18 protein-coding genes are annotated in these 25,641 nt (G+C 35.4%); 13 read left to right on the top strand and 5 right to left on the bottom strand.

Annotated features, from left to right (window positions below):
* Window positions 1–10: 10 nt before the first annotated feature.
* Both AC6UDA_RS06855 and AC6UDA_RS06850 read right to left on the bottom strand, forming a co-directional pair.
* Window positions 11–1,561, bottom strand: coding sequence for a bifunctional metallophosphatase/5'-nucleotidase (locus AC6UDA_RS06855; protein ID WP_500711434.1), 1,551 nt, complete (start codon window positions 1,559–1,561; stop codon window positions 11–13).
* Between the two features lie 4 nt (window positions 1,562–1,565).
* Window positions 1,566–2,813 carry an MFS transporter gene (locus AC6UDA_RS06850; RefSeq protein ID WP_500711432.1) on the bottom strand — a complete coding sequence of 416 codons (1,248 nt, stop codon included), beginning with the start codon at window positions 2,811–2,813 and terminating at the stop codon, window positions 1,566–1,568.
* A 349-nt stretch (window positions 2,814–3,162) separates the two neighbouring features.
* Between AC6UDA_RS06850 and AC6UDA_RS06845 the strand changes: the two genes are divergently transcribed.
* The 7 genes from AC6UDA_RS06845 to AC6UDA_RS06815 are packed head-to-tail and all read left to right on the top strand — an operon-like array spanning window position 3,163 to window position 13,114.
* Complete coding sequence (locus AC6UDA_RS06845; RefSeq protein WP_500701296.1) at window positions 3,163–5,682, top strand: beta-ketoacyl [acyl carrier protein] synthase domain-containing protein; 2,520 nt, start codon at window positions 3,163–3,165, stop codon at window positions 5,680–5,682.
* Window position 5,683: 1 nt separating this feature from the next.
* Window positions 5,684–6,880 (top strand): aminotransferase class I/II-fold pyridoxal phosphate-dependent enzyme, encoded by a 1,197-nt coding sequence (locus tag AC6UDA_RS06840; protein WP_500695865.1) that lies wholly within the window; start codon window positions 5,684–5,686, stop codon window positions 6,878–6,880.
* A gap of 12 nt (window positions 6,881–6,892) precedes the next feature.
* Window positions 6,893–8,728 (top strand): ACP S-malonyltransferase, encoded by a 1,836-nt coding sequence (locus AC6UDA_RS06835; protein WP_500695864.1) that lies wholly within the window; start codon window positions 6,893–6,895, stop codon window positions 8,726–8,728.
* Window positions 8,721–11,288, top strand: a complete 2,568-nt coding sequence (locus AC6UDA_RS06830) for an SDR family NAD(P)-dependent oxidoreductase (RefSeq protein WP_500695863.1) — start codon at window positions 8,721–8,723, stop codon at window positions 11,286–11,288. The genes AC6UDA_RS06835 and AC6UDA_RS06830 overlap by 8 nt, the downstream gene beginning before the upstream one ends.
* Window positions 11,272–11,949, top strand: a complete 678-nt coding sequence (locus AC6UDA_RS06825) for a 4'-phosphopantetheinyl transferase family protein (protein WP_500695862.1) — start codon at window positions 11,272–11,274, stop codon at window positions 11,947–11,949. Before AC6UDA_RS06830 ends, AC6UDA_RS06825 begins: the two co-directional genes overlap by 17 nt.
* Before the next feature lie 13 nt (window positions 11,950–11,962).
* Window positions 11,963–12,559: a TetR/AcrR family transcriptional regulator gene (locus AC6UDA_RS06820; RefSeq protein WP_500695861.1), complete on the top strand. Its 597-nt coding sequence runs from the start codon at window positions 11,963–11,965 to the stop codon at window positions 12,557–12,559.
* Between the two features lie 3 nt (window positions 12,560–12,562).
* Window positions 12,563–13,114, top strand: coding sequence for an NAD(P)H-dependent oxidoreductase (locus AC6UDA_RS06815; protein ID WP_500695860.1), 552 nt, complete (start codon window positions 12,563–12,565; stop codon window positions 13,112–13,114).
* A 191-nt stretch (window positions 13,115–13,305) separates the two neighbouring features.
* Here AC6UDA_RS06815 and AC6UDA_RS06810 read toward each other — a convergent pair whose 3' ends face one another.
* From AC6UDA_RS06810 to zwf, 3 genes are all read right to left on the bottom strand, one after another.
* The gene (locus tag AC6UDA_RS06810) at window positions 13,306–14,853 is read right to left on the bottom strand and encodes a multicopper oxidase family protein (RefSeq protein WP_500694126.1); all 1,548 of its coding nucleotides are present in this window, start codon (window positions 14,851–14,853) and stop codon (window positions 13,306–13,308) included.
* 136 nt (window positions 14,854–14,989) lie between these two features.
* Window positions 14,990–16,420: an NADP-dependent phosphogluconate dehydrogenase gene (gnd, locus tag AC6UDA_RS06805; RefSeq protein ID WP_500694125.1), complete on the bottom strand. Its 1,431-nt coding sequence runs from the start codon at window positions 16,418–16,420 to the stop codon at window positions 14,990–14,992.
* Between the two features lie 106 nt (window positions 16,421–16,526).
* Entirely contained in the window at window positions 16,527–18,002 is a 1,476-nt protein-coding gene (gene zwf, locus AC6UDA_RS06800; RefSeq protein ID WP_500695859.1) for a glucose-6-phosphate dehydrogenase, read from the bottom strand.
* A gap of 634 nt (window positions 18,003–18,636) precedes the next feature.
* Here zwf and apf point away from each other — a divergent pair.
* The 6 genes from apf to AC6UDA_RS06770 all read left to right on the top strand — a co-directional run bounded on the left by apf (window position 18,637) and on the right by AC6UDA_RS06770 (window position 25,505).
* Complete coding sequence (gene apf / locus AC6UDA_RS06795) at window positions 18,637–19,467, top strand: aggregation-promoting factor (RefSeq protein WP_500711429.1); 831 nt, start codon at window positions 18,637–18,639, stop codon at window positions 19,465–19,467.
* Window positions 19,468–19,793: 326 nt separating this feature from the next.
* Window positions 19,794–20,468 (top strand): WxL domain-containing protein, encoded by a 675-nt coding sequence (locus AC6UDA_RS06790; RefSeq protein ID WP_500711427.1) that lies wholly within the window; start codon window positions 19,794–19,796, stop codon window positions 20,466–20,468.
* Between the two features lie 117 nt (window positions 20,469–20,585).
* The gene (locus tag AC6UDA_RS06785) at window positions 20,586–21,653 is read left to right on the top strand and encodes a DUF916 domain-containing protein (protein ID WP_500707398.1); all 1,068 of its coding nucleotides are present in this window, start codon (window positions 20,586–20,588) and stop codon (window positions 21,651–21,653) included.
* Window positions 21,654–21,673: 20 nt separating this feature from the next.
* Window positions 21,674–22,075 (top strand): hypothetical protein, encoded by a 402-nt coding sequence (locus AC6UDA_RS06780; protein WP_500711426.1) that lies wholly within the window; start codon window positions 21,674–21,676, stop codon window positions 22,073–22,075.
* A 7-nt stretch (window positions 22,076–22,082) separates the two neighbouring features.
* On the top strand, window positions 22,083–23,051 hold the full coding sequence (locus AC6UDA_RS06775; protein ID WP_500695854.1) for a WxL protein host-binding domain-containing protein: 969 nt from the start codon (window positions 22,083–22,085) through the stop codon (window positions 23,049–23,051).
* Between the two features lie 48 nt (window positions 23,052–23,099).
* Window positions 23,100–25,505, top strand: coding sequence for a hypothetical protein (locus AC6UDA_RS06770; RefSeq protein WP_500711424.1), 2,406 nt, complete (start codon window positions 23,100–23,102; stop codon window positions 25,503–25,505).
* Window positions 25,506–25,641: the final 136 nt, after the last annotated feature.

The raw sequence follows: 25,641 nt of genomic DNA, 5'->3' as shown, positions 1-25,641 counted from the left end.
GAAGCTCTTTTTATTTTCTGACCGTTAAATTATTTGGGATGGTGGCGACATAGGGGTCGTGTCTTTTTAGATACTGCACAATTAAGTCGGAGGCACTGTCTGGACTTTCGTTGATTACCTTCTGGGCGTTAAACATGTCATAGTCGCCACCACCAATGGCCCGATAGTTATTTAACGCAACCTTTAATTCCTGATTATAAGCAATGGGCTGATCGTGATAGTTAAGTTTAACCACCCGTTTGCCAACCGGTTGGGAGATGTCAAATTCGTAGTCAATTCCACTGTAGATGTCGTAGTTAAATAGTTGCATTTTGGGGGTGATGAATTTGGGGTCAATGACAATCTTACCGTTTTGAATGGCGAAAAATTCGGCACATTTTTCGAGGGCCCGCTTTAAATCCGCTCCGGTAATTTTTTCGGCCATAATGGTGTTGGGGTAACTGTAACCGTTGATGATTTCACGCATTGAAATGTCATGATGAAAGCCCTTAATATCATCGTTGAAGAGGGCGGTTCCGGCGATGTCAACGTTCATCGCATCCATTTCCACCCGATTGATAAAGTCGATGTAGGGATGATTGTTCATTCGGACCTTCATGGGATCGTCAATCAGCATGCTTGCTCCCGTTGTTTGGCCGACTGGTTGATCCAGCCAGTCTTCCACCTCGCTTTCGATTTGATGATCGGAAATTAGGTCATAGTCTGGTTGGGTGTGAGCCGTTGAAATGAGATGACTGGAACTTCTAACAAGCTGTTTGTTAGAAGTTAAATCCAGGTCAATTTCACCGACATCACTGCCGTGAACTCCAGGTTGAGTGAAGGGAACGCCATTAATTTTTCCCGCCAACTGACGGTGCTGATGACCCGTAATGAGGGCATCAATTCCAGGGACTTCCGTCGCAATGCGGTAGCCTTCGTTTTCTGATGTGTCCTTTTCGGTTGGCTGACCAGTTTTGGGATCGGCTTCAATCCCACCATGGTAGGCGACAATGACCACGTCAGCCCTTTGACGTAATTCAGGAACATACTGCTTAGCAGTTGCTAGTGCTGAATTAAATTTTAATCCTTGAATGTTATTGGGACGCTCCCAATTGGGAATAAAGGCGGTCGTTAGTCCTAGAATGGCAAACTTGACGCCTTTTTTCTCGATAATTACGTACGGTTGATCGGCAATCTTGTTAGAAATGGCACCCTCAATGTTGGCGTTCAAAATGGGGTAGTTCCGTTTACTCTCAGTGTCCCTAATGTACTGTTGGCCGTAGTTAAATTCATGATTTCCTAGGGTAGCGGCATCGTATCCGACATCAGCCGTTATTTGACTGAGAAGACAACGTTTGTCTGCGCCCTGTTCTGACAAAAAGGTGGAAAATGGTGATCCCTGAATCCAGTCCCCATTTTCAATTGCTACGACAATTTCGTCGTCTTTTTCGTCCTGTTGTGCTTTTTTGATGATGGCACCTGCCTGAAGCATGCCGAGTGAAGCGTGGTTATTGCGGGTTGTATAGTTAGTGGGGTACACGTATCCATGCACGTCACTGGTTGATAAAATTCGGACTTTCAAGTTATTATGCCACCTTTTCCGTGTTTTCTGATGTAGTGATTTGCGTCTTGTTTTCGTGTTTTAATTCCTTGATTGACAGCATGATTATGAAGCTAACGAGGTAAATCCCGCTCAAAAAGAGGATCACCGCCATGAGGTTAAAGCGATCCATCAAGAATCCAATCAGGACGGTGGAAAAGCTGCCGACACTTTTAGCAATACTCATGATGGTGTTGTTGGCCGTTGCCCGAATCTCGGTTGGGTAGAGCTTGCTGACGATGGTTCCATAACCACTATACATCCCGTCGGAACAGAAACCAACGATTCCACCACCGATGAGGAATTCCAACTTATTTTGCGCGATAATCAGTAAAAAGACTGAGGCAGCGGCGGCTAGTAGCCAGATGCCATACGCCAGACGACTGCCGAGGTGATCTTGAACGATTCCAAAACACATGATTCCTAGTGACATGCCGACGATGGTCGCAATCATCCAGAGGGAGGAACCGGCCACTGAGATGTGCATTCTTTCTTGAGCAATTGAGGGAAGCCAACTAATTAGACCGTTATAGCCGGCGATGTGAATCATGAACATAATCATGATTCTGACCGTTAGAAAGCATTCTTTCGGGGTGGCGAATAATTCGGTCCAGTGGCTGAAATCACGGTTAGGATCTTTTTCAATGGCGTTTCGGTTCTCGGTAAATTCTTTACTCTCGGGTAAGTGAAATCTGATAAACCAGGCTAAGATAACGGGAACAATCCCAATGAAGAAGAGGACGTGCCAACCAAAGTGGGGAAGAATAAAGGCAGATAGGAGGGAGGCAATAATTGAACCAATTTGACCGCAGACTCCAGCAGCGGCCGACAAGCGACCGAGATATTTCTTGGAAAAAGCCTCACTTAGCATGGTAATCGCAATCCCGTACTCACCAGAATTACCGACCCCGATGATGATGCGAAAGAGACATAGCATCCAGAACGAGTTGGTAAGTCCCATTCCGGCGGTTCCAATGGCATAGATGATGATCGTCCAGCAGAGGGTTTTGACCCTTCCATAACGGTCGGCGATTGCGCCAAAGCCAATCCCACCGAAAATGGATCCGATGGCGGTAATGGCTGGCAGTAAGCCACCCTGAGCCTTTGAGATGTTTAAGCTAATGATGATTGAAGCCAGCGCCAGTGACATGAACATGGCGTCCATTCGTTCCAGGATGAACCCAATCCCAGTTGACCACGTGATGCGCTTTTGATACTTTGTCAATTTTGGCATAAAAAAATTGTCCTCCCATTTAATTCTGCAGGGTCCAGATTCACCGCACAAAATAGCATGAGAACACAATCGTTCAATCATTATATGGATAACATGTTATGCTTGTGGCTTCTCTGAACCATTTAAAGCTCTATATTGTAATTAATATTATCATAAAGTTGATAAAATGCAATGCAGTTTTACTGAAATAAATTATGGTTATGAGATTAGTTATTAAATATACCAGTTTGTATTTAATTTAAAGAATTATTTTTCAGTTTTATGTTTATTATGCTTGTGTTTTATTCCAAAGTTAACTAGAATGATAAAAATAGTAAAGTGGACACTGTCCACGGAAGGAATATATATAATGAATGATGTATATGAACCAATTGCTATTGTAGGAATTGGTTGTGCTTATCCACCAGAAATTTTTAACGAAAAAGACTTTTTTGAATTTGTTAAAGGTGGAAAAAATGGAGTAAATGTTGTTAATGATTCTATATGGGATAAATCTAAGTATTATTCTTCAAATCATAGTGAAGATGACAAGACATATTGTGAAAAATCAGGATTCTTAAATAAAATGCCTATGGATTCTTTGCTTTTAAAAAAGTTTGATATAGATTTTGATTCTGTAAAAGTGTTAAACAAAACTCAGCAATTGATGTTACATACCATATTAAGTGCTATTGACGCGACGGGATCTTCAGTTGATGATTTTAAAGATTCTTTATTGGTTGTAGGAAATATGTTAGGTGATGAAGCTTATGCAAATTTTGTCTTAGCTAAAAGGTATGTAGAATATTTTAAGATTGCTAAAGAATTTGGGATTAATTCATCTGATTTATTGAGCAAATTAAAGGATTCAATGTTTGATAAATTTATTAGTAAAAATATATCTCTTTTTAATATATTTCCATCTAATTTGCTTGCTGGTGTTACAAAAACACTTAATTTGAATTGTAATTCTTTTGTTCTTGATGGCGCTTGTTCGGGTAGTTTATTAGCTTTAGATGAAGCAATCAAAAACATTCATTTGGGTGAATGTAATAGTGCAATAGTTACTGGTGTATTGGGGAATATTGGAGTTACTGGAAATGTTGCGTTTTCTAAAATCGGAGCTTTATCCTCAACTACCGCAAATCCTCTAGACGAAAGTGCTGATGGATTAATTCCTGGTGAAGGATGTGGCACGGTCATTTTAAAGAAATTAACTGATGCAGAAAATGATGGCGATAATATATTGGGAGTTGTGTCAGGTTCTGGTGTCTCAAGTGATGGATCAGGTAAGTCGATTTATGCCCCTTCATCTGAAGGTCAATATAGAGCAATGAAAAAAAGTTTGTTGAGGAGCAACATTGATTTTAGTGATGTTGATTATGTTGAAATGCATGCTACTGGAACACCAGTTGGGGATAAAGTCGAATTAACAGCACTTGAACATTTAATGAATGAATATTTACGAAAAGATAAATTATATGTTGGCTCTATGAAGCATCAAATTGGCCATAGTTTTTCAGCAGCTGGGATGGCAAATTTATTTAAAGTATTGTTATATTTTGATGAACCTAATTATCCAATTACATTTGGATTTAATAAGTATCCAAGTGACTTAGACGATGATATAAAAAATAATATAGTTGTAGTTGATAAAAAGGTTGATTGGCTCAGTAAAAACAAAACACCTAAAACGGCAATGATAAATGCTTTTGGTTTTGGTGGTATTAATGCAAATATAATAGTTCAAAAGTATAAAGAAGGATATTTTAGTGAAGAACAAAAAGAGTCTAAATATGATGATGTATATCAAATAAATGGTATTGGTTTTGCATCTAGTAAATTTAAAGATGTTGATTCTTTTATTAAAAATAATGAAACTACTATTGATTTTCCATATTTAAAATATAAATTACCTCCAACCGTTGCTGAAAAGATTGATTATTCTCAAAAAATTGGCTTAATAGCGGCTAATGATGCTTTAATTGATGCAAAAAATAATTTATCAAAAATAAAACGGGATAGAATAGGATTATTTGTTGGAGGAATGCTTGGGCTTGAAAAAGCTTACTCTTATGATAGTAGGATTAGAAGTAAAGAACTATCTGAGTGTTTGCATCAATTAAATTCGAAAATTAATGATAGCACTCTAAATGAAATTGAAGGTAAATTTAAAAATTCTTTTACTAGTTTAAGCGAAGATAGTTTGCCTGGATTTATGGATAATATTGTTGCAGGAAGAATTTCTAATGCATTAAATATTCAAGGCTCTAATTTAGTTATCGATGCAGGTGATAGTTCTTTTGTTACAACTTTGCATCAAGCTATTAATAGTTTAAATATAGATGAATATGATGCAGTAGTTGTAGGTGCCGTTCATGCTAATACTGATGATAGTTATTTAGATTTAAAAGCAACAATTGAAAATAGTAAAGTGATTGACCCACAAAAATCAGCATGTTTTTTTGTAATTACCAAAAATACAACAAAAGATTCTAAATATGGGTACGTCACGAATCCTGTACCTTCCCATATTTCAAACAAAGATAACTCATTTAAATCTAAGTTTAGAAATTATTTAGGAACTCAAGATGCAGTAGAATTATTAACTTCCGTAATAAGTGATCCAGATACAAAAACTGAATTTCATACTAAATCTAATAATTATCAGAATTGGGAATATAATTTTTTGCCTAGAGTGACAAATATTCGTAAAGAAAAAATTGCTTTTTTTGATACTTATGATGCTTATAGTATTGAAGATATGATTAATAATAATAGTTTTTCAGAGAAATTATTAAATACGTCGAGAGTTGCAATTGTGTATAAATGTAAGAAAGATTTAATTGAAAAAAGTAGATTATATAAAAAAATTAAAAAGGGAGAATAGTATGAATATTTCAAATGGATTAGAAGAAAAAATTAATAACAATGTAAAAGATATAATTGAAGGGAAAAGAACTAAAAATTACGTATTTGAACCCTCGTTTGAATCTGCACAAGATGGGACATCTGTAATAAATAATAAGGATGTTGTCATGCTTACTTCTAATAATTATTTAGGTATGGCAACAGATGCGGATGTAGAAGAGAAAATGAAAGATGCTATTGATAAATATGGAAGTGGAACCTGTGGTGCAAGACTGCATAATGGAACAACTGATATGCATGTTGAATTAGAAAAGCAATGTGCCAAATTTTTTAATACTGAATCTGCGGTTATTTTAAGTTCTGGATTTATGGCAAATTTGGCTGCCATTTCATCTATAGCTGATGATGAAACATTAATTATTACTGATAAACTTAATCATGAAAGTATAGATGATGGAATTAAATTATCTGGTGCAACCGTAAGAATATTTGAACATAATAACATGGAAAAGTTAGAGTATATTCTTTCTAATAATGATGACTATGATAAAAAATTGATCATTGTTGAAGGTGTTTATTCTATGGGCGGTGATTTATGCCCACTAGATAAAGTCAATGAATTAGCAAAAAAATATAATGCAAGTGTTTTAGTCGATGAGGCGCATGCTTTTGGATTTATAGGTAAACATGGAAGAGGAGTTTCAGAATTATTTAATGTAGAGAAAGATGTACATATGAGGATGATAACTTTTAGTAAATCGGCGGCTACGGTTGGTGGATGTATTGCAACAGATAGAAAAACTGCTGAGTATATAAAGCATAATTCCAATCAATATATTTTTAATGCAAGCTTACCACCAACAATTATTGCTGGAACAATTGAATCTATTAAAAAAATCCAAACAGAAACATGGAGGAGAAAAAAATTATGGGAAAATACACTAAGGTTTAGACGTGGACTATTATCCATGGGATTAAATGTAATGGAAAGCACATCACCAATAATTCCTATATTTGTTGGTGATGATGTTCTAAACATGAAAATCACAAAAGAATTATTAGATAAAGGTGTCTATATAGCAACTGCAATATACCCAGCTGTTCCTCATAATTCGAGTAGGTTGAGAGCAACGATTACATCGTCATTAACAAATGCCGAAATTGATTATTCATTATCGACTATTAAAGCTGTTTTTAGTAGTAATGGATTACTTTAAGGGGTTTTGATAATGAAAGACAACACTTTATTAAAAAATAATGATATTTTGCAACGTATACCAAAAATATATAATAATATAGCATTTACTTTTCCTGGACATGGATCTCAATATAAAAAAATGTTTAAAGATTTTAACAATAGTATTTTTAAAAAATATTTAGCGCTAGGAGATAAATACTATCAGGAAGTATCACAAACTAATGACAAATTAAGCGATTTAATTAACACCCCTGCTATTAATTATTCTTATGTAATGCAACCAGCTATATTTATAGTTGAATATTCAATGTTTCAAACGATGATTAGTTATGGAATAAAACCAGATATTTTAATTGGCCATAGTTTAGGAGAAATATCTGCATTAGGTTGTGCAAATGTATTTTCTTTTAGAGACGGAATTGATATATGCTACAGAAGGGCTAAAATATTGAATTTCTTGCCCCAAACAAATAATGGAATAATGTTAAGTATCAATATGGATAAAGATTCAATTAAAAAAATACTTGATAGTTATCATATGGAAATATCTATTGTTAACGACAATCAACATGTTGTTACTTCAGATAATATTTTTAAAATTTTAAAATTAAGAAAATATTTGGATTCAAAGAAAATAAAATCATCTATAGTTAAAAGTCCATTCCCATTTCACTCAAAACTAATGGAGCCGGTAGTTGAAAAGTTTAAAAAGTCTATTACTGAATTTAAGTTTAATGAAATGAACTATAATATTTATTCGCCAATTTTACAAAGAGAGTTAACTAAAAGTGATATTAAAAATATTCCTGAAATTATTTCAAATAGTTTAATTAAAAAGTTTGATTTTGAGAAAAGCATTAAAGAGATTCATTATCAATATAAGGTAGGAATATTTGTAGAAATTGGATCAGGATATATATTGACTAATCTAGTAGATAATATTTTATCAGATTGTTATGTTTCAATTAATTTAAATTCTCCTAAAAGCGATGATAATTTAACGTTTTGTGAAGCAATAATACAAATTAAATTGAATTTAATTAAAGATCGTACAGAAATGGAAGGTAATAAATCAATGAATGAAAACGATAGTAAAATTACTGAGATCCAAAAAATAACTGGCTATCCGGAAAATGTCGTATTTGAAATGATTCATAGTAAATATGACAATATCAGCATAAAATATGCAGTTTCTCCGCAAGTAGCTAAAAAGATTCAGTCTATTATAGACCTTAATGATACAAATATTAATATTGGAAGTATAAGCAATTCAAGTTTAGAAAATGAAAGTATAGATAATAATGTAAAGAATGATGAAATAAAAAATGAAAGTGATACAAACATTGATGATCTTGTATTGAATACAATTGCATCGAAGACAGGGTACCCCAAAGAGGTTTTACAAAATGATGCTGAATTAGAGGCTGATTTGGGTATCGATTCAGTTAAAATCGGTGAAATAATAAATGAAATTTCTAAAAAAAGTAACATTGATATTACAAATCAAACAATTATTCCTAAATCTGTAGGAGATATAATTGATTTCTTTAATACTAACTTAAATAATACAGGTGAAATTAAATCTATTAAACATAATGATAAGAAGAATGACAAAGTAAAGGATAAAAATGGTACAAACATTGATGATCTTGTATTAAATACAATTGCATCGAAGACAGGATATCCTAAAGAAATTTTACAAAATGACGCAGAGTTGGAAGCGGACTTGGGCATTGATTCCGTAAAAATTGGCGAAATTGTAAATGAGATAGCTAAAGATTTAAACATTGATGATATTAACAATAATTCATCAGTTAAAACTGTTGATGATGTTATTGAGGCCTTTAAGGGAAAGTATTATGAATAAAGCTAATAGATATGAAGCAGTTACTATTCCATATTCAATAGTAGACGAAGATAGTAAGTTAAACTTGTATAATAAGAACATTATGGTTATTGGAAATAGTGATAATAAAGAGCTTTCCAGTAATTTGGTTATGTTATTAAGTAAAACGAATAATGTTGAATTTTGTTCATTTAGTTATAATACATCTGATGATGAATTGAAAAATTATTTTAAAGATAAAAGTAATTTCGACGTAATATTGAATATGAGTTCTTTTTTTACTAATTCAGATTTAAACGATACATTTAATAAATGGAATGACAAAGTTAATTATATTTACAATTGTGCATTTTATTCATCTAAATATAATTATGAAATGCTGAGTAATGGAGCCTGCTATATAGGACTAACTAATGTTGGCAATGCTTTTGGCATTGAAAAGGGTGGTAATACAAGTAATAGTTTAAGTGGAATTTTAACCGGATTTATTAAGGGATTAGAAAAAGAACTAAGGCCGATTAATTGTAAAGTTGTAGATTTCGATAGTGATTATATACATGATAATGATATTCTAGAAAAAACAATCATTTCTGAAATGACCTCATTTGGAAATAATATTGAGATAGCATACACGAAAAATGAGAGGAAAAAGGTAGTAACAATACCTGCAATTAAATTAAATAAAAGTAAAGATATTTCAATAAGTAAGAGCGATACAATCTTGTTTACTGGCGGTGGCAGAGGAATAACAAATAAAATATTAATTGGGATGTTAGAAAGGTACCAATGCGCTGCTGTTATAACTGGAAGAACTAAAATAACCGAAGAAACATATAAAATTGCAAGAATGAATGATGATGAATTAAATGATTATAAACGAAAATTCATGATGGATGAATTTAATAAACATAGTAAAGAATCACCTTTATATATGGCTAATGAATTTAATAAATTATTACATTCTAAAGAATTGTTAGAAAATTTAGAGTATTTGAAAAGTAATGGATATAATATTGATTATGTTTCGTGTGATTGTAGTAATGATGATGATGTTAACAATTTAAAGAAACGATTAATAAATAAAGGTATAGACATAAAAGGAATAGTTAATGGTGCAGGTCTGCCATCGTTTGGTAAGATAATCAATAAAAATGAGAAATTAGCTAATCAAGTTGTTACATTAAAAGCCAATTCTTTATTTTTATTGAATAAATATTTTATTAATGAGAATACAAAATTTGTAATTAGTATGGGATCCATTTCAGGAAGATTTGGTATGGATGGTCAAGCTGACTATTCCGCTGGCGCAGATGTTCTAGTTAAAATAACTAATGAATTAAAAGCAGTTAATTATAATTCTAATGCTATATTTAAAGTTATTGGTTGGCCTGCATGGGACAAAGTTGGAATGGCATCTAATTCAGATGTTATGGAAATTCAACAAAATCAGCGGGGATTAACTTATATTGATCCAACAGAAGGAGTAAGACATTTTTTAAATGAACTTAATGATGATGGAAATGGTTCAGAATATTTATATTTTGGAGAATTGGGTACAGAAAATATGCCTAAAGGGCAACTAGATTATATTAATTTAGGAAAATATAATTATAAAACTCAATTAGACGAGAATAATCATGTGGTAAACAAGATAAAGTATCCTTGGATTAACAAAATAAATAAATATAGCAACAAATTTATTGAGGGTCAGAAGAAAATAAATATTTCTGTTGATAAACATTTAGAAGAACATATTGTTAAAGGACAAAATGTTTTGGCAGGAGTTTTCCATGTTGAAATATGCGCCGAGCTAAGCAAGTTATTTTGTGATATTCACGATTTTGATGGGTTTGAAATAAACAAGATAAAGAACTTTAAATTTAATGAATTCGTTAAATTTTATAAACAAAATCCACTATTATTAAAATTTAGGCTTTTTTTAGTTAATAAAAGCAGTAATGAAATGATGTTTAAGTTTGAAATTAGATCTGATTTTATGAATTCAAATCATAAAGTATTGAGAGAAGATAGATTACATTCTAGTGGTGAGATAATTTTATCTAAGGAGAAAAAAGCTAAGAAGAAATTTCATCCTTATGATTATATATCCAATAAAGGGGTTAATATTGATCTTTCTAAATATTATCGTGTAGCAAAAGACAATATTTATTTTGGGAATGATTTTAAATATTTAAATAGTGTTGAGTTATTTAAGAATGATATTGGTATGGCTATGATGGAGGAAAAAGATGAAAGTGTAATTTTGAATGATATTAAAGATTATTATAGTCAAATAAATCCTATTGGCATTGATAATATAGGTCGAGTAATGTTATTAAATGAGTTTAATAATTATGGGAATTCTATAATACCTATAAATATTATTTATTCTGTCTTTTTTTCTAGAATGAATAAAAATAATGATTATAAAATTTTTTGTAAAAAAATCAATGATAGTAATGAATATGTTAAGTATATGGCAATTGTTGTGGATAATGATAACAATATTATGCTTGAAATACCTTGTATGAAATTAATTAAATTAGAAAAAAGTTTAAAAAACAATGAAATTATTGAGTAAAATAAGTAATAAAGTTGGTATATTTGAATCATTTGAATTTGATTATAATAGTAATATAAATTATCTGACCAAATTTTTAACTGAAAAAGAAATTAGATCTAAAAAACTCAACTCTTTATCTAAAGAGAGACAATTGTCTTATGTTTATAGTAGAATTCTTCTTAAATCAATCTTTCTAGAAATTAATGCTAAAAGTGAGTTTTCTAATATTGACATTGTAAATAGAGAAAATGGTAAGCCAATATTAATTTATAATGGGATAGTTAAAGATAAATATTTCATAAGTATCTCTCATTATTCCAATAAGGAATTTGTTGGAATAACTACGGTTAATTGTGGAATTGATTGTCAATTGGTATTAAAAAATAATCATAATTTTTTTGAATATTTTTGCAATAATGATGAAGAATTAAGATATTTTGAGATAGCAAAAAAAGAAATGAGTATTAATAAATATATGACAATTTTGTGGTGTATTAAAGAGAGTTGGATAAAGTTAACTAGTCATAAAGAGATAGTTTTACCTAGAAGCATAAAATTAAATATTGATAGTATTCGATATAGTCAAAAATTTTTGGTAGTTCATACTAGAATAAATAGTCAATGTCATACTGCAAGAATAATTTTTTTGAACAACTATTGTTATTGTGTTCTTTATTAAAAGCAGGAGTTTTATGGTTAAAAATAAAAAAGAATCTTTAAAATATGAAATGATAAAAAAGGGAGTTGAAATTGTTAAATCAGGTGGAATTGATAATGTTTCTTTAAGAAAAGTAGCTAGTTTATGTGGAGTCACGCATTCGAGTCCTTATAGGCATTTTAAAAATAAAAATGACTTTTTGAACTATGTAATACTTGAAATATCATCAATATTTGGAGCGTATCTTACAAAAAATATTTCCATTGAATCTAGTTATAAAAATATGCTTATAAATATGGGTTGTAAATTTGTTGAATTTTCAGTCAAATATCCAAAATTTTTTGATGCATTATTTTTAAGTGATTATGTCATACCAACAAAATCAGAAAATGAAGAATTAACATCTGATGTATCTTTACCTGGTTTTGATGAGTTTAAAGATATTGTCAATAAGTTTTCTTTAGAAAATAAAATCCATATGAAAAATAATATTGAAACAATGCAATTATGGAGTTTTATTATGGGTTTATCTATAATAATAGGACATCATAATATCCAAAGTTATGATAAGAATTGGACAAAGGTAATTATTTCTAAAATGGTAAATATATATATACTAGGAAGTAGGTAAATTTTGAAAACATTAATCGTTTATGCTCATCCATATAATAAAAGCTTTAATCACTCAGTTTTAGAAGCAATTGAGGATAAAAATAAAGGAAACTGTACTGTTATTGATTTATATAAAGATAAATTTAATCCTGTATATACTACTGATGAATTAAAGCTATTTAAATATGGTAAAACAACAGATCAATTAGTGGAAAAATATCAAAAAATGATTTTATCATCATCTAAAATTGTTTTTATATTCCCAATTTGGTGGAATGAAGCTCCGGCAATTATAAAGGGATTCTTTGATAAAGTTTTTAAATGTAAATTTTCATATACTGACACTAAATTTGGAATAAAAGGTAATATAAAAAATATTGAGAATGTTGAAGTTTACACTACATCTAAGTCTCCAACTTGGTATTTAAAACTATTTGCTGGTAATTATATAAGAAGAGTGTTTATAAAAAGTACATTAAAGCAAGTTGGAATTAATAATTGTCATTGGAGTAATTTAGGAAACATCAAAAAAATAGACAATATAAAGAGAAGTAAATATTTAAGTAAGATATAAATAACAATTATTTCTTAAATACGTATAATTTTATAGTATGATATATGGTACACATTCTTGTACCTTAAAAGACTTTGTTCGATATTTAATTGAGCTAAGTCTTTTTTTGTTTGAAAATTAAATTATCTTATGGATATTATTTTACCCACAAAAAAACAGCCGCATCACTGCAGCTGTTTTCCAATCTTTAATTAACACATGTGGATTCCCATCTTTTTGTATGAATTCATAGCTGGGATATCTAAGTCCTTCACTGGGATGCCCTCTTCTTTTGAAAGAGCGTTCAGTAGGGTATCCATGTTCATTAACTTGTACTTCTTGTGTGGATCATTCTTGTCATAAGCCTGGATCTGAAGCATCATGCCACCGTCTTCGTGTTCCGTAATGTGACAGTGATACATGTAAACGCCAGGGAAGTCGAACTTAACTTGCAAGCGAACGACTTCGCCGGGGTTAACCCCAATGGTGTCCTTCCAACCGTGTTCGTTTGGATAAGGGTCACCACCGTTTCTGGAAAGTACTCGGAATTGAGTTCCGTGCATGTGGTAAGGATGAACCATCCCGCCATCCATTTCGTTTGAATTAGATACTTCCCAAATTCGTTCTTTACCGACTTCTTGGCGATCATCGATTCGTTGCATATCGAACTTTTTACCGTTGATTTCAACGGATTCGTCCATTCCAGACATAGCTGCCTTATGAACGGGAGCGTCCTTGTCAATTTTGGCAAATGGTGGCATGTCAACGAGGTGATCTGGGAGCTTGGTGTTGTCTGGTGCGAACTCATGAATCTTAAACGTCATGATGGGAACGTCGTCGGAGTAGAGTTGAACTTCATCACCGGGTTTATAACCACTGAAATCAACGATGACTTCATCACGTTCGGCACAAACCATCATGAGGTGTGTAAACTCGACTGGTTCAGGAAGAATTCCGCCATCAGAACCAATCTGGGTGAACTTTAGATCGTCATCAAAGTGAAGGCGCCATTCACGACGGTTGGAGCCGTCCAGGAATCTGAGTCGTACTCGTTGGGTAGTAACATCAAAGTAGGGGTTCACGGTACCATTAATCATGGCAGTTGGACCTTGAACACCGTCTGGATCGTAGTCTTCTCTGTAGTTTAGTTGGTTACCCTTGTGGAAATGACGGTCTTGTAGGACAACGGGAATGTCATCGACTCCGTAATTTCTTGGGAAAGGTAACTTGGATTCAATGTCGTCTTGAACAACCACTGGGGTTGCAAGACCCTTGTAGACTTGTTCAGAAGTTTCTGGACATGGATGAGCGTGCAACCACAATGTGGCAGCAGGCTGATCCACCGTAAACTCAATTTCACTGCTTTCACCAGGGTAAACTGGTGCGTGACAACCACCGTCAACGTATGGACCGGAAACATTTAGTCCGTGCCAATGAAAGGTGGTTAAAACTGGTAAGTCATTTTTTAAGGTCACATGCATGTGTTTACCCTCTTTTAAAATGATGGTCTTACCTAAAATACTAGCGTTGTAACCCCAAGTCTTTGTTTTTTCACCGGGTAAAATCTGAGTTTCACCTGGTTGAGCATCCACCGTGTACCACATGTCGGTATCGGTTTCTTTATCGGGCTTTAAAATTTCGGGGATGTTTAATTTGTGTTCTGGAACATCAGGCACCTTGAGTGGAATGTATCCACCGTCATGGGTGTTAAAAGCTGGTTCATCATAGAAATAATCATTGTATACTTTTCGTTCGGACATTGTCTTGTTCCTCCCTAATTGTTTAACTATCTACTACACCATCATAATACAGCTTTTTAGACTATAATGCTTGTTTGTTAGCTAAAAACATAGAAAAAGATCGACTATTAAAGTCGATCTTTTTAAAACGTTTGTTTTATTGTTCTTTGTACCATGGGTAATGGAAGTTACCTGGACGGTCAGTACGTTCGTAAGTGTGAGCACCGAAGTAATCACGTTGTGCTTGAAGCAAGTTAGCTGGAAGTACTTGAGCTCTGTATGAGTCGAAGTATGAAACGGCAGCTGACAATGATGGAACAGGAATACCTGCTTCAGTAGCTAACGAAACGATTTCTCTAGCTGAGTCTTGGTACTTGTTAGCGATGTCTGAGAAGTATGGGTCCATTAACAAGTTAGTTAACTTAGGATCCTTATCAAAGGCATCAGTGATGTTTTGAAGGAATTGGGCACGGATAATGCATCCAGCACGCCAAATCTTAGCTAATTGGTCGTACTTCAAGTCCCAACCGTAGTGTTCTGAGGCCATTCGCATTTGTTCGAAACCTTGAGCATAACTCATGATTTTACCGAAGTATAATGCTTGGCGAGCCTTTTCAACGATTTCGTCGCTGTTAAACTTAGGTTCTTTGGCAGGACCATGAAGAACCTTTGAAGCGGCCATTCGTTCTTTTTTCATCATTGAGATGAAACGAGCGTAAACTGATTCGGTGATAACTGATTGAGGAGCACCAATGTCTAAAGCATCGATTGAACTCCACTTACCAGTACCCTTGTTAGCACCACGATCTAAGATTGCGTCAACAATTGGCTTGTTCTTGTCGTCGCCTAAGTCATCTTTTCTAGTCAAGATGTCAGCAGTGATTTCGATCAAGTATGAGTTTAATTCACCCTTGTTCCAATCTTTGAAGATTTTAGCAAGGTCATCAACTGAGTAACCAGCAGCATTTCTCAAAAGGTTGAAGGTTTCATCGATTAATTCTTCGTCACCGTATTCGATACCGTTGTGGACCATCTTTACATAGTGACCAGCACCGTTAGGGCCAATGTAAGCAACACATGGTTCGCCATCTTCGGCCTTAGCAGCAATCTTTTCAAGGATTGGAGCAACACGGTCGTAGGCTTCTTTTTGACCACCGGGCATTAGTGAAGGGCCTTTAAGGGCTCCCAGTTCACCACCAGAAACACCCATTCCGATAAAGTTAATACCTGACTTAGCAAGTTTTTCACTTCGAGCCATAGTATCGTGGAAGTTAGTGTTACCACCGTCAATAAGAGTGTCACCCTTATCAAGTAATGGTAATAGTTCAGCAATAACGGCATCAGTTGGCTTTCCAGCCTTAACCATCAATAAGATCGTACGAGGTTTTTGAATTGATTCAACGAAATCCTTAACGTTGTAACTTGGAATCAAGTGTTTGTCACCGTGATCCTTCATTACTTGTTCAGTCTTACTTGCAGTACGGTTATAAATTGCAACTGTGTAACCGCGACTTTCAATGTTGAGGGCAAGGTTCTTACCCATAACAGCCATACCAACAACACCAATGTTTGCTTTTTTATCAGCCATAATATACCTTCCTTTTCGAATATATATGTTAATTCATTACACTAGTAGTTTACCATTTCACATTAGAATTGTGAAATAGAAACTTCAAATTTTGTAAGCACTTTCTTTACTTTTCAGCAGGGAAGTACCAACTGTGACCATCTCGAGCTAATAACTCGTCTGCTGCCTTTGGTCCCATTGAACCTGGTTCGTAGTTAGGAAAATCAGGTTTGGTTTCGTCCCAGTACTTCTGAATGGGGTCAACGTACTTCCAAGCGGCGGCAACTTCTGGCCAGCTTGCAAAGTTGGTGTGATCACCATTTAAGATGTCATGGAAAAGACGCTCGTATGGTTGAGGAACTTCTGAAGCCCGAGCATCATTTTGTAGGTAACTAAGGTCGATGGTTTCGGTATGGAAACCTTGTTTGGAGTCCTTGACGTTGACTCTCAGTGTAATTCCACCACGAGGGTCAATTAAAATTGAGAGGACGTTGGTTTTAAGAGTATCTGGCAAACCGGCTTTACTGAAGATGTTGTTAATGTCTTTTTTGAAGACAATATCAACTCTAGTGGCTTTGGTTTTTAACTTCTTACCAGTTCGAACGTAGAAAGGAGTGCCCTCCCATCTAGAAAGATTGTAAGTTACTTTTCCGGCAACAAAGGTATCATTATTAGAATCGTGTGGAACGTCTGGCTCGTCACGGTAGGCGGCTGAACCACTACCAGCTCCATATTGACCACGAACAAAGTTCTCTTTGACACCCTCAGTATTGTAGAAGTTCATACTTTCAAGGGTTTTGACCTTGGTAGCACGAACGTCAGTATCAACAAATGATTCCGGCTTATCCATTGCAAGGAGGGTCATGATTTGCATGGTATGGTTTTGAATCATATCACGTAAAGCACCAGCTGTGTCGTAATATCCTGCACGGTCTTCTACACCAAGTTTTTCGGATAGGGTGATCTGGACATTATCGATGTAATTGTGGTTCCAAACGGCATCGATGATGGGGTTACCGAATCGAATAACTGGGATACTTTGAACCATTTCTTTGCCTAAATAATGATCGATGCGAAAGATTTGGTCTTCCTTAAATGCAGCGGTTAATTCATCATTTAATTTTTCAGCAGATTCATAGTCTCGACCGAATGGTTTTTCAATTACCAAGCGGTTAAAGCCACCATTGTCTGAAAGAACGTGTTGTTCTTTCAGATTTTTAGCAACGATTCCAAAGAATCTTGGGGCCATTGAAACATAAAAGATCCGATTACCATTAAGTTCGTATTTCTTGTCAAGTTCGTCGGCTAATTTACTCAGGGCCTGATAATGTTCCACGTTGGTAACATCATGAGATCTGAAGTAAAAATGACTAGCAAACTCTTCAGCTTGTTCTTGGTTATCTGCTTCTGACGAGATGGAATCCAAAACCATTTTTTGAAATTCCTCATCGGTGTGGGGTCGTCTAGCTAACCCAAGCAGTGCAAAATGATTGTCAATACTGCCCTTTTTGTAAAGTTCAAATAAGGCTGGATATAACTTTCGCAAAGCAAGGTCACCAGTGCCACCGAAAAGCATGAATAATGCACGGTTAGCAGTTGCCATTAATACTCACTCCTTTTAATAATTATAGTTATTCGTATACAAGACCAATTATATAACACTACTGCTACCAAAAAAAGTGGTTTATTCCTTATTGTTCCACATATGAAAGCGCTATCTAAAGTATCCCTAACTTGACGCATTTCTTCATTATAAATAGTTTAAAATAATTTTTTGATTGCCAAATTGGTACAGGTCATAAAGTGGCTGGCCGTAAAAAAAGGCTGATAATTTAAATGACATAAAAAAAGTTTTCTACCATATTAATATAGTAGAAACAGGTCAAAAAAGGAAAAATTAAGGTGAATTGACCTAAAAATATGGTTGTCAACCTTTTTTTGAAGTGATTTTGAAGAAATTGAAGGGAATATATGGCAAAAAAACGAGTAAAAATTACAAAATGATACAGGAAACACTCAATAATTCGGTGATTTTTAGGGTTATGTTGCAAAACATGTTACTTATGTTACAAAATAACAAAAATCGGCGATTTTTTTAAACACTGTGTTATTTGTGTGTAATGTTTTCCGTTTAGTATATACATTGTTGATTGATACAGGAGATCAACGAATTTAAAAAACAGAAAACCGGAAAACGAAAATTAGTTAAGAAATTTAGATTAGGAGTGATTATTATTATGAAGTCAAAAAGTATCAAGGCCGTAGTTTTATCAAGTGCCGCAGCATTAGGTTTATTAGCAGTAGGTGCTAACACCACCCATGCTTCAACAAACGTTACAGTTAAATCAGGTGACACTGTTTCAGAAATTGCTCAACAATACAAAGTTTCTACTAACCAAATCGCCAAAGCTAACCATTTACAAAATGTTGACCAAATCTCAGTTGGACAAAGATTAGTAATCCCAACTGGTGTTACTGTTCCAAATGCAGTATCACAACCAGCACAAACTACTAATTACCAAGCACCAAAAACTACTCCAGCTGTTAAAGCCCCAGTTGCTAAAGCTGCACAACCTGTACAACAACCAGTTGCTGCTCAACCAGCACCAAAGGCTCAAGTACAAGCCCCAGCCCCAGTAGCACCAAAAGCTCAAGCTCCCGTACAACAAGCCCCAGCTCCACAGCAACAAGCTAATACTCAACCAACCCAATCACCAAAGGCTAATGTACAAGCATCAGCTCAAAAGAGCACTCCAGCTCCAGCAGCACCACGAACTAACCAAAGAACTTACGCTGTACAAACTAATACTGTTAAACCAGCTAACGTTAACTACTCAAGCAACGGTGGTGATGATGCAGCCAAAGCTTGGATCACGGCACGTGAATCAGGCGGTTCATACACTGCTTCAAATGGTAACTACTACGGTAAGTACCAATTATCTAAGTCATACTTAAATGGTGACTACTCAGCTGCTAACCAAGATCGAGTTGCCAACCAATACGTAACTTCACGTTATGGTTCATGGTCAGGTGCCCAATCATTCTGGCAATCACACGGTTGGTACTAAGATAATTTATACTAACTAATTAATAAGAATTAATTGAAGTCACGGTGATCGAAAGGTCACCGTGACTTTTTTAGCTTGAAAAATAATCAATTTATAAGTTATACTAATAGTAGACTTTTGCATGAAGCCTGGATTCTATTAGGATATTGTGAAAAGAAGTGGGTGTTGTGAAATTTTTCCTATTTTTATTGCACAAGGATTTTATTCTATGGTATAATGTCTTTGTGAAAGATGTTATTAGATTGCGTGTCTGTGGTGCTTTATCACCATTACAAACATACAATTTATTAGCAATAAAATAATATATTTTTTGGAGGTAGTTTTTTATGGAAGCAAATATTGGTAAGAAATTAGTTTTAGGTGTGGCATCATTAGCAGCCGTTTTAGGTTTGTCAATGGCCGTTGGTAATGTTAATGCAAATGCCGATGCTGTAAATGGCGACACTAGCTCAACTCCTAATGACACTACTGGTTCAGTATCAGAAAAGTCAAATGCTCACGTTCAAGTAAGAACCGGATACTTAACTTTATCAGAAGTTCCAGATTTAAACTTCGGTGAAGCAGCTAACAACCCTAACCCACAATTCGGGATTCCGTTGCATGATAACCAAACCGGTAATGGTAAGCCACAATTAGTGGTTGTTGATGGTCGTACCGTCAAAGACCAACCAAATGGTGCTGGTTGGAATGTCTCAGCTGCTTTAGGTCAATTTAATGATCAACCTGGTAATGGTTGGGGTGTTCAATTAAATCAAACCGCTTATAAGAATAGTACTGGCAGTACCGCTGAAGTTAATACTCCATTGCTTCAAGCCGGATCTAACAATTCTACCCAAGTTCTTTCAGCTAATGCTGGTCAAGGTTTAGGATCAACTTCAGTTAACTACTCAAAGAGTACTGACGCTAGTTTGAACATGCCAGCTAACGTTACTCCAGCTGATTACAACGCACAAATTACTTGGACTCTTAACGCACAAGGCCCACAAAACCCAACTAACTAATAGTTCTCTTTACGGGTGTGTATTGTATAACCAAGAAGACAGACCACGTACGGTTTGTCTTCTTTTTAGTAAATTAGAAAATTAATTAAGTAGGACGTGATTGTAATTTTATCAAGGTTGAAGAAATTCTGGTTACCGTTTTTACTTGCCGTTGCAACCATTCTTTTGATGATTCCGATACTTGGAACCTTAAAAACAAATGCAGCCCAAGGTCCATCAATTGCGGTTAAACCGAATTACACTAAGAATCAAATTAAGCAAGATGGAGTGATCTTTGTTCAAACCAAGCCGGGTCAAACCCAACAAATTAGTTTGAGCATCGTTAATTTATCCAAATCACCCCAGTCCTTTAGCATTGAACCAACAACTGCTTTTACTTCCGGTGGTGGTGCCATTGCGCTCAATCCGACTAATAAGTTTCCGACTGATAAAACTTTGAAGTATAAATTCAAGGATTTAGTCCAAGGAGACAAAAAGCAGACGATTAACTTAGCTCCTAACAAGGGAACCAACGTTAACTTTAACGTAAAAGCTCCTGACAAGACCTATCAAGGTGTCATCATGGGGGGACTGTACGTTAGTCCACAGTTACCACCTTCTGCAGCTAAATTAAGGGGAGTCAGCGTTAATAATAAGTTTGCTTTAGCAATGCCCGTCTATCTTCGTGACAACACTAATCAAACCATTAAACCAAAGCTTACGGCTCAAGGCATTAAACCGGGGAAGGTAGCTAGTGAACCGGTGATTTATACCAAGTTGGCAAACGAAAAGCCCACGACGGTTAGTCAAATGCATTTAAAAGACAAGATTTACCGAAAGAGTAATCCGAAGAAGGTCTTGAGTAAGGCCAACCAGAGTGGCTTAAGTATGGCGCCTAATTCCAACTTTAATTTTATGAATAATTTTGGCAAAAACGCGTTGTTACCCGGTAATTATCATTTGAGTTTGCAGGCTTCAGACATTAACGGAAACAAGTGGGATATTGAAAAAGATTTCCATATCTCAATTGCTCAGGCAGCAATTAATAATGCTAATAAAAACTGGTGGTGGATCATCCTATTGATTATCTTGTTAATCTTAATCTTGATCTTATGCTACGTTTTGTACCGTCAACACAAAAAACAAAAGGATTTGATTGCCGCACAGCAAGCAGAACTTGATAAAAGAAACGATCAATCTAAATAACTAGGTTGGGAGATGTACAAATGCGAATACAATGTTCTAAGTTTTTAAGGATGGTACTGTTAACTGGATTAACTATTTTAATAGCCGTTGGGTTAGGAGCAAACGCTGCTTCGTTTGCGAAGAGTGAATCTAATTCAAATACCACAATTCGAATTGGTAGAAACGTAACTCCGGCACCCAATGGACAGGGTGGTCAACCTGAAGATATGTCTAATAAAACCCCAGGTTCCTCTGAATCAGAAGGCACTAAAATTCCGCCAACCATTGCTGTTAGTGGGGAGCAACAAGGTACGTTACCTCAAACAGGACAAATGCTTAAATGGGGCACAATGGTAGCCGGAGTGATTTTTCTCTTTATCGCTTTTCTGATTATATTAAACCGTCATTTCATTAAAAAATTAGAATTGAAGAATTCGAAATAAAATTCAAATGCGAAAACTAATTAAAATTATAATTTTAGTTGGAGTTTTGTTGATTGAACTGTTTGTGCCAATGACTTCCCAGGCCAATTCGGATGATTATCCGTCATTTTCTGCCACGCCGGTTTTGGGTGGACTTCCACTTCAAAAGGGCAAAGAGTATTTTGCGATTCAAGCTAAACCGAATCGGGAATACCAGCTCCCGCTTCTTTTGAAAAATCACGGAGACCGTCCCATTAAAATTAGGTTAACGCTGAATAATGCAACGACCACGTCGAGTGGCAGTATTTCATACGCTAATCCAAGCGTGCTTAAAAATGATCAGAATTCGGTTTCTAGACAAGTTGTTGGAAAACTTAAAAGAGAAGTGAATTTGGCTCCGGATGCAAGTAAGGTAGTCAATTACCAAATCAGGACAAATTCACGAGTTATGGGAACAGAACTTGCTGGCATTACTGCTACTGGAGTGGTTCCTTCCGTTTCAAACGAGAAGGTTAACAGTTTAGCCAGTTACGTTATTGGAGTTTCGTTAAGTGGACAGGATGGATTGAAATTAGATCGTTTAAAAATTTCAAACATCGAGAGTGGAAATTATGATGGATTAAATGCGTTTAAAGTTACGATTAAGAATAATTACCCACAGCTGATTCAACATGCGAGGGTGCGAGTCAAAGTTTTTCATAACGAAAAATTGGATACGATAAAGGAATATTCGGATGTCAGTATTGCCCCGAATACTCCTTTGGTGTGGACAATTCCCTATCAAAAATTGCAGCCTGGTAGGTATCGGATGGATGTTATGATCCATTCTGACAAGCAAACGGTTCGATTGCACAAGACGTTTACCCCACTAAAGTTATCAAACCAAGTAGAGTCATACGTACCGGTTTTAATTGCGGTATTTTTGACCATCGAAATTTGGATTATTTTTTGGATTTGTCGGATGTTCTATCACAAAAAGAAAAATAAAAAGAATTGAGAAAAAATGAGAATAAAAAGAGAAGTACTTTATAAGCTATTAATAGGAGTGGTTTGTACTGCTGTATTTATGATTTGTGGCGCAATGATGAGTGTTAGGGCGGATCCAGATAATCCGTATAACATTCCTGCACCACCAGAATCAGGTCCGTCAATGGATGAATTTATGTTTGCTGGGGTTCAACCGAATGAAAGCGTTCAAAAAAGATATCCCAACGTTCAGGTGGTAACTGATAATACTGGTGATGATCATTCTGCTCAAACCATGTGGTGGAAGAACCAAGTTGATTTACAAAAACCGTTTACAATTAAGTTTTACGTTTATATGAAAAACCCGAAAAAAGTTAAAACATTAGCTGATGGACTGACCTTTACCCTGCAAAATGACAATCCAAATGCCATCGGATCATCGGGTGAATCACTCGGTTCATATGGAAATGTCCGAACCGCTTCAAAGGCAATTGACAATGATCATGTTAATCCTAAAAAGGCATATTTGAGGACCCAATTTATTCACAATGCTTTATCGTTTGAGTTTGATCCATACTACAACGGAGATTATAGTGACCATAAATTGCCGCGAAAGATTCCGCATACGGCGTTCATTTATCCAAATGAATTCACTGGTCCATTTGACTGGCACGATAAAGATCATATTGGAATCAATCACCATGATTATAGTCAGACGCCATCTTTAACGGCTAATCAGGGAACATGGATCCCGGTGACTTACAAGTGGATGCCTAATGACTGGCAACCAGATAGTAACGCCAGGTCGGATCATGCCACCGCAACGGTTACTTATAATGATCCCAAGTCTGGTCACTCAATTGACGGAATTGATCAGCATACCACTACTGAAAATGTTCCTTTGAGCCAATTTCAAGGTGACTACGCATGGTGGGGATTTACTGGTGCAACTGGTGCGTTGAACATGGTCAGTGCCATTGCCAATACCGAAATTCCTCAGATTCCTGGAGTTAAAAAATTAGTTTGTGATTTAAGTGCACTTCAACGTGAGGGGAAGTATAAGGATATTAATCCCTATGATAGTGATACCGGTGCCGCAAATGACATGATTAAGGAAATCGATCCAAGTGAATTTAAGGACCTTGTCACTAACGCTAAGGTTGGAGACGTGATGCTTTATAAGGTCGATACCTACAACTACAAAGATAATGGTTTAGGAAATACCTGGGATAACGTTAAGGTTACGGATGACATGACCAATCTAGGGATGCGTGGTCTGGACGATAACGATCAAATCGTGGCGGAATACCCCAACGGAATTGAACCCATCGACGATGATGGGAAACCTGACTCGGTTGGATTTCGCACGATTATTACTGATCCAGATCCTAATACTAAGCAGAATACGGTAACCGCTAAGGGAAGTAACTTTACGGCACCGGATGACGGAGTGGTTAAGTCAAGTCAGGCGACCGTCGAAATGTCGAATAACCCGTACGACAACGTTAAACCACGGGTTATTTTACAAAACCAGATGTCAAATGACGGTGGCAATACTTGGACCAATAATCTGACCGACGTCAAAGACGGAAGTGAGGTTCAGTACAAGATTTCCCTTCATAACATGATTGAAGGCACGCAGTTTAAAGATGGTTCGTATTCATTTGTGGTTCCAAGTATTAAAGACATCAAGAACATTGATGTTAACGGAGAACCAATTAGTAATAGTGATTATACGGTAAGTGACACCAACGATTATGAGATTAGTGGGAAAGACTCCAACTCTAACTTTAAGAACGCTAAGAAGATTACGATTAAGAATCTTCCAGACATGAATGGTCGAGCTGTAACTAATATTACCGCTGACCTTCAACTCGGTGACAATAATCCTGATAATATGAGTTCAATTCCTGAATTGACGGGAACCGATCGCAACCAGGATTCACTTAAGTTTCAAGGACGAAAAGAAACGTATAATTTCTATAATGGATCGGTTGTTTTGAATCAACCGCAGGATTTAGACTACGGCTTTCAAAATGACTACTTCTTTAAGGATCAGTACATGCAACCAAGAAACCTTGGCAAGAAAAAGACCCCGATTGACATCAACAAAGGGTACGAGGTTGCTAGTTTAACCGATGATCGTCGTGTTAAGAGTCCGTACAGTGTCTGGCTCTCTCAGGAGAATACTCCTGAAAATCCACATGAGATTGGGAGGCCCGGGTCACCATTTTCACTGGCTTACTTTGCCTTAAACAGCAAGCAACCAACCATTTTGAATCCAGGAATTGGCAACGTCCAGGTTTACAACTATCCTGGAAAAAAGGAAGATGGTAAGATTACGACTCCAATTAAATGGAATGCTAATCAAGGACTTGATTTAAGGATGAACCAGAGTGGAAGTGCCGTCGGTAGTACCGGGGGATATGACGCTACGCTTAACTGGAGCATCAAGTATGGTTCAAAAGATAGTGGAACACCATAAAGACGGTTAATCAGTGATCGCGGTTATGATATGTTTTGCCAAACGGAAGGCTATCAATGATTTGATAGCCTTTTTTGTTGCATGTAAAAAACATAACGGTAGTCGCTGTGAAATGCTTTCTGATGGGCTTAAAATC

It is taken from the genome of Fructilactobacillus sp. X8R4C1 (genome assembly GCF_059900905.1).
The sequence above is the reverse complement of the archived record's forward strand: the minus strand, read 5'-3'. Positions and strand labels throughout refer to the sequence as shown.